The sequence below is a fragment of the Streptomyces sp. 4N509B genome, from assembly GCF_052245655.1.
Taxonomy (GTDB): Bacteria; Actinomycetota; Actinomycetes; order Streptomycetales; family Streptomycetaceae; genus Streptomyces.
Window position 1 is genome coordinate 69,757 of record NZ_JBQQBZ010000033.1, and the last position, 9,043, is coordinate 78,799.

The 9,043-nt window shown below is 70.7% G+C and carries 2 protein-coding genes, 1 tRNA gene and 1 rRNA gene; 1 reads left to right on the forward strand and 3 read right to left on the reverse strand.

All coding sequences use genetic code 11. From position 1 onward, the window contains the following. Positions 1–143: 143 nt before the first annotated feature. Positions 144–5,801: a HAMP domain-containing protein gene (locus ACTWP5_RS25235; RefSeq protein WP_443223406.1), complete on the reverse strand. Its 5,658-nt coding sequence runs from the start codon at positions 5,799–5,801 to the stop codon at positions 144–146. A 320-nt stretch (positions 5,802–6,121) separates the two neighbouring features. Here ACTWP5_RS25235 and ACTWP5_RS25240 point away from each other — a divergent pair, with 320 nt between their 5' ends. Next, positions 6,122–8,731, forward strand: coding sequence for a SpoIIE family protein phosphatase (locus tag ACTWP5_RS25240; RefSeq protein ID WP_443223407.1), 2,610 nt, complete (start codon positions 6,122–6,124; stop codon positions 8,729–8,731). Positions 8,732–8,840: 109 nt separating this feature from the next. Here ACTWP5_RS25240 and ACTWP5_RS25245 read toward each other — a convergent pair. Continuing rightward, positions 8,841–8,913 (reverse strand) — tRNA-Thr (locus ACTWP5_RS25245). Between the two features lie 5 nt (positions 8,914–8,918). Beyond that, positions 8,919–9,036: ribosomal RNA gene (gene rrf, locus ACTWP5_RS25250) — 5S ribosomal RNA — on the reverse strand. Between the last annotated feature and the right edge of the window lie 7 nt (positions 9,037–9,043).

Here is a 9,043-nt window from a genome sequence, read left to right on the forward strand (position 1 = left end):
CCCGGTGATCAGTGCATTGCGCTGCGTCACCTTACCACGCGAGGTCGCCGACCGCGAACAGGGTCGCACTAACTGCGGAAACGCACCAGCCGCTGCCGAAGTTCCCTCCTCTTCCTCTCCAGACCGCCGCTCATCCTTCACCGTCACTTCGGGTCGAGCCACTGGCTCATGACGCTCAGCAGCCGCTCCGTGTCGACGGGCTTGGTGACGTGGTCCGAGGCGCCGGACTCGATGCTCTTCTCCCGGTCGCCCTCCATCGCCTTCGCGGTCAGCGCGATGATCGGCAGCCCGGAGAACTGCGGCATCCGCCGGATGGCGGCCGTCGTCGCGTACCCGTCCATCTCCGGCATCATGATGTCCATCAGGACCAGCCCGATGTCCTCGTTGGACTCCAGCACCTCGATGCCCTGCCTGCCGTTCTCGGCGTAGAGCGCCTTCAGGCCGTGCTGCTCCAGCACGCTGGTGAGCGCGAAGGCGTTACGCACGTCGTCGTCCACGATGAGGACCTTCCGGCCGCGGAAGTCCCGGTACTTCCGCCGGGGCCTGCCGTCACCGGCAGGCGCCTGGGCGCCTCGGCCCCCGTGCTCCTCGTCGGGGCTCTCCTGCCCGCCGGCCTCGCCGGCGTCCCGCCGGGGAGCCGGGGCCGGCGGCTCGCCCGCCAGGGCCGCCTCCGGCCCGAAGACGGCCGGCCGCAGCGCATCGGTGCCGGCCGCGGCCCGCTCGCGGCGCCGCTGGGTGAGCGACTCCGCGGCCCGCTCGGCCGCCCGCGACGCCCTGCGACTCTGCTCCTCCTCGTCGGGGACACCCGGCGGGACCGACTCCGCCCCGGCGGCCGGCGCCGGAGCCCCCGCGCGGCTACCCGCCACGTCACCAGGCACGGCGCCACGCGAGGAGGCGCCCGCTCCGCCGGGGAGCTCCGGGGCCTGCGAACGGGCCGCGCCGTTGGAACGCCCCTCGACCCGCTGGCCTGCCGGGGGGAGCGGCGAGGCGCCCGCGCCCCCGTCGACGCTCAGACCGTCCGCGGTCAGCCGCCCGTAGCCGGGCGGCGGCAGCTCCGTGGGCTCCAGCGGCAGGTAGAGGGTGAACGTGGAGCCGCGGCCGGGCTCGCTCGCCGCGTGGATCTCGCCGCCGAGCAGCCGGGCGATCTCCCGGCTGATGGACAGCCCGAGCCCCGTGCCGCCGTACTTGCGGCTCGTGGTGCCGTCGGCCTGCTTGAACGCCTCGAAGATGACCCGCATCTTGCTCGCCGCGATGCCGATGCCCGTGTCGGAGACGGCGAAGGCGATGAGCGGGGCGTCGGCGTCGCGCACCGAGCCGTTGTCCAGCATCTGCTCGCGGATCTCGGCGGGCGCCTCCGCGCCGACCGGTCGGATGACGAGCTCCACCGAGCCCGAGTCGGTGAACTTCGTCGCGTTCGACAGCAGGTTGCGCAGCACCTGCACCAGGCGCTGCTCGTCGGTGTGGAGGGTGGCCGGCAGCTCCGGCGAGACCCGGACGGAGAACTCCAGGTTCTTCTCCGCCGTCAGCGGTCGGAAGGACGCCTCGACGTAGTCCACCAGCTGCACCAGGGCGATGCGGCTGGGGGTGACCTCCATCTTGCCGGCCTCCACCTTCGACAGGTCGAGGATGTCGTTGATGAGCTGCAACAGGTCGGAGCCAGCGCCGTGGATCGTCTCGGCGAACTCCACCTGCTTCGGCGAGAGGTTCCCCTCCGCGTTGTCCGCCAGCAGCTTGGCGAGGATCAGCAACGAGTTCAGCGGGGTGCGCAGCTCGTGCGACATGTTCGCCAGGAACTCCGACTTGTACCGCATGGAGACCGCGAGCTGCTCGGCGCGCTCCTGAAGGCCGCGCCGCGCGTCCTCGATCTCGCGGTTCTTCACGGCGATGTCGCGGTTGGTGTTCTCCAGCTCCACCGCCTGGTTCATCAGCTCGGCGTTGGACTCCTGCAGCTGCCGCTGCTGGACCTCCAGCTGGTTGGTGCGCTCGCGCAGTTCCTCCGCCAGCTGACGGGACTGCTTGAGCAGCATGTCCGTCTGGGTGTTGACGCTGATGGTGTTGACGCTGGTCGCGATCATCTCCGCCATCTCGGTCAGGAAGTCCCGCTCGATCGCGGTGTACGACCGGAAGGAACCGAGCTCCAGCACGCCGAGGACCCGGCCCTCGAAGAGCACCGGCAGCACGATGCCGTACGACGCCGGCGCCTCGCCCAGCCCGGAGGAGATCGTGAGGTAGTTCTCGCTGGTCGGACCGAACGGGATGGTGCGCCGCTCCTCCGCCGAGGTGCCGACGAGGGTCTCGCCCGGCTCCAGAGTGAGGTTCAACGTGCCCCTGGCCGGTCCGTAGGAACCGATCATGCGCAGCAGGTACGAGCCGTTCTCGCCGGGGCCGGCGACCACCTTCGAGTCGCTGTCGGTGGGCACGGCCAGGAAGAACGCGCCGACCTGCGCGCCGACCGCCATGACCAGCTCGCTCACGATCATGTTCGCGAGGTCCTTCAGCTCCCGCCGGCCCTGCATCTGGGCCGAGATGCGGGCGAGGTTGCTCTTGAGCCAGTTCTGCGCCTCGTTGACCTGGGTGGTCTCGCGCAGGTTGTTGATCATGTGGTTGAGGCTCTCCTGGAGGCCCAGGATCTCGCCGGCGGCGTCCGCGGCGATGGTGACGCCGTGGTCGCCCCGGGTCACCGCGCTGGCGACGCCGGCGATCTCGCGCACCTGCCGGGTGAGGTTGCGCGCCATCTCGTTCACCGAGTCGGTCAGGTCCTTCCACGTGCCCGCGACGTCGGGGACCCGCGCCTGGCCACCGAGGAGTCCGTCGGTGCCGACCTCCCTGGCGACCTTGGTGACCTGCTCCGCGAAGGAGGAGAGCTGGTCGACCATGGTGTTGATGATGATCTTCAGGTCGAGCATCTCGCCCCAGGCGTCGATGTCGATCTTCTTGGTGAGGTCGCCGTTGGCGATGGCCTTGGTGACCATCGTGATGTTGCGGACCTGGCCGGTGAGGTTGCGCGCCATCACGTTCACCGAGTCGGTGAGGTCCTTCCAGGTGCCCGAGACGCCCCGCACCTTGGCCTGGCCGCCGAGCCGGCCCTCGCTGCCGACCTCGCGCGCCACCTTGGTGACCTGCTCCGCGAACTGCGAGAGCGTCCTCACCATGCGGTTGACGGTGTCGGCGAGCTGCGCGACCTCGCCGCTGGCCTTGACCGTGACCTTCTTCGTCAGGTCGCCGTTGGCGACCGCCGTGGCGACCTCCGAGATGTCACGGACCTGGTCGGTGAGGTTGCGCGCCATCACGTTGACGTTGTCCGTCAGGTCCTTCCAGGTGCCCGAGACCCCCCGCACCTTGGCCTGGCCACCGAGCACGCCCTCGGTGCCCACCTCACGGGCCACCCTCGTGACCTCGTCCGCGAACGAGGACAGCTGGTCCACCATCGTGTTCACCGTGGTCACCAGGTCGAGGATCTCGCCGCGGGCGTCCACCGTGATCTTCTTGGAGAGGTCACCGGCGGCCACCGCCTTGGTGACCTCGGCGATGTTCCGCACCTGGAGGGTGAGGTTGCGCGCCATGTCGTTGACGGAGAGGGTGAGGTCCTTCCAGGTGCCGGAGACGCCCTCGACCTCGGCCTGACCGCCGAGCACGCCCTCCGTGCCCACCTCGCGGGCCACCCTCGTGACCTGGTCGGCGAACGACGACAGCTGGTCGACCATGTTGTTGACCGTGTTCTTGACCTCCAGGATCTCGCCGCGCGCGTCGACGGTGATCTTCTGCGAGAGGTCACCGCGCGCCACCGCCGTGGCCACCTGCGAGATGTTCCGCACCTGGTCGGTGAGGTTGGACGCCATGTCGTTCACGGAGTCGGTCAGGCCACGCCACACGCCCGCCACGCCGGAGACCTGCGCCTGGCCGCCCAGCCGACCCTCGGTGCCCACCTCGCGGGCCACCCTGGTGACCTGCTCGGCGAACGAGGAGAGCTGGTCGACCATCGTGTTGACGGTGTTCTTGACCTCGAGGATCTCGCCGCGGGCGTCCACGGTGATCTTCCTGGAGAGGTCACCGCCGGCCACGGCCGTCGTGACCTCGGCGATGTTCCGCACCTGGTTGGTCAGGTTGTTGGCCATGCTGTTGACGGAGTCGGTCAGCTGCTTCCAGGTGCCCGTGACGCCGTCGACCTTGGCCTGGCCGCCGAGGCTGCCCTCGATGCCCACCTCGGTGGCGACCCGCGTGACCTCCGACTGGAAGGACGACAGCTGGTCCACCATCCGGTTCACGACGTTCTTCAGCACGAGCATCTCGCCGGCGACGTCGACCGTCACCTTCTGCGAGAGGTCACCCGCGGCGACCGCCTTCGTCACGTTGGAGATGTCCCGCACCTGGCCCGTCAGGTTGCGGAACGCCGTGTTCACCGAGTCCGTCAGGTCCTTCCAGGCCCCGCCGACACCCAGCACCGACGCCTGCCCGCCGAGCTTGCCCTCGTCGCCGATCTCCCGCGCGACACGGGTGACCTCGGACTGGAAGGACTGGAGCTGGTCGACCATCTTGTTGACGGTGTTCTTCAGCTCCAGCATCTCGCCGGCGACGTCCACGGTGATCTTCTGCGAGAGGTCACCGTTGGCCACCGCCGTCGTCACCTGCGAGATGTCCCTGACCTGCTGGGAGAGGTTGCGGAAGGCGGTGTTCACCGACTCGGTGAGCTCCTTCCAGACCCCCGCCACGCCCGTCACCCGCACCTGACCGCCCAGCCGGCCCTCCGTGCCGATCTCGCTGGCGGTCCTGATCACCTCGTCGGCGAACGAGTTCAGCGTCCCGGTCATCGCGTTCAGCGTCTCGGCGAGCTGCGCGACCTCGCCGCTGGCCGAGACCGTGATCGTCTGCGACAGGTCGCCGCTGGCCACCGCGGTCGTCACCCGGGAGATCTCCCGCACCTGCTTGGTGAGGTTCCCCGCCATCACGTTGACCGCGTCCGTGAGGTCCTTCCAGACCCCGGACACGCCCTTCACCTCGGCCTGGCCGCCGAGCACGCCCTCCGTGCCGACCTCGCGAGAGACCCGCGTGACCTCCTCCTGGAACGAGGAGAGCTGGTCCACCATCGTGTTCACGGTGTCCTTCAGCTCCAGCATCTCGCCGGAGACCTGGACCTTCACCTTCTGTGACAGGTCGCCCGCGGCGACCGCCTTCGTCACCGAGGAGATGTCGCGCAGCTGCGCCGTCAGCCGGGCCGCCATCGTGTTGACGGAGTCGGTCAGCCCCTGCCAGGAGCCGGAGAGGCCGGACACCTGGGCCTGTGCGCCGAGCTTCCCGTCGGTGCCGACCTCGGTGGCCACCCTCGTGACCTCGTCGGTGAACTCCGACAGCTGGTCCACCAGCCCGTTGACCGTGCGGCCCACCTTCAGGAACTCACCCCGCAGCGGCCGGCTCGTGCCGCTGGCGGACGTCTGGGCGCGCAGCTCCATGCGCTGCTCCAGGTCGCCGTCGGCGACGGCGGCGAGGACGCGCCCGACCTCGGAGACCGGGCGCACCAGGTCCTCCAGCAGGTCGTTGGTGTCGTCGATCGCCTTGGCCCAGGCGCCCTCGGAGGCGCCCATCTCCACGCGCTCGGTCAGCTTCCCCTCGCGGCCGACGACGCGGCGGACCCGGGCGAGCTGCCCCGTGAGGTGGAGGTTACGGTCAGCGACCTGGTTGTACGCGGCGGCGATCTCGGCCATGGGGCCGCCGCCGGTGACCGGCAGGCGTTTGCGGAAGTTGCCGTCCCGCATGGCCTCCAGGGCCGAGAGCAGACGATCCAGCGCCGCGGCGTCCACCTCCACGGTGCCCTTCCTCCGCGTCCTGCCTGTCCGCCCTGTCCGCGCACGCGTGCCAGCGTGCGCCACCGCTCCGTCAGGCACCACTGTGTCCTCCCGAAGGATCCGACCACGTCCGCCCGGCCACACACGGGTCGAGCGGTCCCAGTGTTTCACTCCCACCCGACCGGGCGATAACAGTTCGGCAGCATCGCATGCTCGCTGACTTCTCGGTTAGGGGAAATCTGCGGACGCACCGTCCGAGGAAGAGGGGCCGATCAGTAACCTGGGCATCCGGCAGTCCTGGGAGACGCCGGTCGTGAAACGAGACACCTTGGGGGACCGACGTGATCACCGCGCGAGCCGCGGCCACCTTCGAACCGGTTGGGCGCTCCGTCGCGACCGCGCGCGGTTTCGTACGTGACACGCTGCAGGGTTGGGGCCTGGCCGAGCTCATCGAGGACGCCGTGGTGCTCACGAGCGAGCTCGTCACCAACGCCGTCGTCCACGCCGGCACCGCCGCCGAGGTCCGGTGTCTGCGGGACGAGCGCGGCATCCGGATCGAGGTCATCGACCGCCACCCCGAGCGTCAGCTGCCGCTGGCCGAGGTCGCCCGTGGTCAGCCCGACCTCAGCAGCGAGGGCGGACGCGGGCTGATGCTCTGCGCCGCGCTCGCCTCCCGCTGGGGCGTGGACTACACGGCGACCGAGAAGTGCGTGTGGTTCCGCCTGGACCAGCAGACCCTGCCCGTCGGCACCCGCTCCGCGGGGCCGCTCCTCCCCGACGAGGCGCTGCCGCCGGCCGACGCGCGGGTGCGGGTCGCCGTCGTCCAGATCGACCGCGGCGACACCATCGTGGCGTGGAACGAGGACGCCCGGGAGCTGTTCGGGTACACGGCCGAGCAGGTGGTGGGCAAGCCCCTGTCCGACCTCGCGGCCTGGCCGCAGACCCCCGGCACGGGCCTCGGCATCGCCGAGGCGCTGTCTCTCTCCCGCTGGGAGGGAAGCTACGGCCTGCGTGACGCGACCGGCCGCACGGTCCCCGTCTACGCCTGCCACCTGCGCGTCAGGGACGCCAGGGGCGAGGCGTCGACCGTCTGCCTCATCGTGCGCGAGCAGGAGCGCGCCGTGCTCCAGAGCCCGACCCGCACGCCGGTGCACGGCGGCATGGGCGAGCCCATCGAGCGCGCCGGTGGCGACCCCCTGGACATGCTGATCGGCTCGCCGCCGCCGGACGACCTCGACGGCCTGTTGCAGCGGACCGTCGAACGCGCCCGCGACATGCTCGACGGCGACGCCGCGTTCCTGCTGCTGGCCACGGACGACGAGACGGAGCTGGAGGTCCGCGCCACCACCGGCCTGCCGTCCGCGCGGCAGCGCTTCGCCCGCGTGCCGGTGGAGACCGGCAGCGGACGGTACGGCTCCGCCCGCATGCCGGCGGTCCACGAGGACCTGTCGACCGCGCCGGGTGCCGTTCCGCTGCTGTCCGGCACGGGCATGCACGCGGTGGTCACCGTGCCGCTGAAGGTCGAGGGGCGCCTCACCGGCTCGCTCGGCGTCGCCTCCGAGCTGCCCGGGAAGTACGGCAACGAGGAGGCGCTGCGGCTTCAGTTCGCCGCCGACCGGATCGCGCTGGCCGTCGAGTCCGCGCGGCTGACCGAGCTGGAGCGGCTGCGCCGCGGCTCGCTGGCGTTCCTCGTCGAGGCGTCGGAGCTGCTGGCCGGCACGCTCGACCGGGACCAGACGCTGGCGCTCATGGCCCAGATGATCGTGCCCACGGTCGCGGCGTGGTGTGCCGTGTACACCATCCCCGAGCAGGGCTCGGACCCCGTCCTGTCGTACGTGCTGCACGAGGACGAGGACCAGATCGACGGCATCAAGACGCTGCTGGACCGCGTCCCGCCGCCCGACCCGGGCAGTGGGCTCGGCGTGCGCCCGTGGTCCGCCCCGGCCGACGCGGCGCACAACACGACGCTGCGCACCTCCCTGCGGAGCCTGGCGCTCGGCAAGCTGCCGCCGCCCAGGCCGTCGGAGACGAGCCTGGCCACGGCGGCGGCGGTTGGTGGGGAGACGGTGGTCCTGCCGCTGCTGGCGCGCAACCGCGTCATCGGCCTCCTGGCGCTCGGGAAGCCCACGGACGAGTGGTTCCGCCAGGACATCCTGGAGCTGGCGGAGGACCTGTCGCGACGGGCGGCGCTGGCGCTGGACAACGCGCGGCTCTACAGCGAGCGCACCGCCATCAGCCAGTCGCTGCAGCGCAGCCTGCTGCCGCCCGACCTGCCGCGGATCGACGGTGTGGAGGTCGAGGTCATCTACCGGGCGGCCGGCGAGGGCAACGAGGTCGGCGGCGACTTCTACGACGTCTTCCCGATCCGGGAGGGCGCCTACGGCTTCGCGATCGGCGACGTGTGCGGCACGGGCCCACTGGCGGCGGCGGTCACCGGGCTCGCCCGGCACGCGTTGCGTCTGCTGGCGCGGGAGGGCCTCGGCGGCCCCGCGGTGTTGGACCGGTTGAACGCGGCGATCCTGGAGGAGGGCTCCCGCGGGCGCTTCCTCACGTTGCTCTACGGCGAGCTGTGGCCGCAGCCGAACGGCGACGCGCTGCTGAAGATGGTCTGTGCGGGGCATCCGCTGCCGTTGCGCCTGACTCCCGACGGGGAGGTGACGCCGGCCGCGACGCCGCAGCCGCTGTTGGGTGTGATGGACGACCTGGAGTTGTTCGAGCAGAGCGTCGTGCTGCGTCCCGGGGACGTTCTCCTGTGTGTCACCGACGGGGTGACGGAGCGCAGGGAGGGCACGCGGATGCTCGGCGACGACGGGCTGGCGGAGGTGCTCAGCACGTGCACCGGGATGACCGCGGGAGCCGTGGCGGCCCGGGTCCTGCGTGCGGTGGAGCGCTTCGCCGCTGACGCCCCGTCGGACGACATGGCGATCCTGACGCTCCGCATTCCCGAGTGAGGGGGCGGGGTCCTTCGCGGCCCGGGTCAGGGAGCGGCGAACGGACCAGCGCACACAAAAGCGGTGAGGGGGCGACAGTGAAAACTGTCGCCCCCTCACCGCTGTGCTGAGCCCCAAAACGGAATCGAACCGTTGACCTTCTCCTTACCATGGAGACGCTCTGCCGACTGAGCTATTGGGGCAGTTTGTTCGGCGGTGTCCTACTCTCCCACACGGTCCCCCATGCAGTACCATCGGCGCAGGGAGGCTTAGCTTCCGGGTTCGGAAAGATAACCGGGCGTTTCCCTCCCGCCATGACCACCGAAACACAAA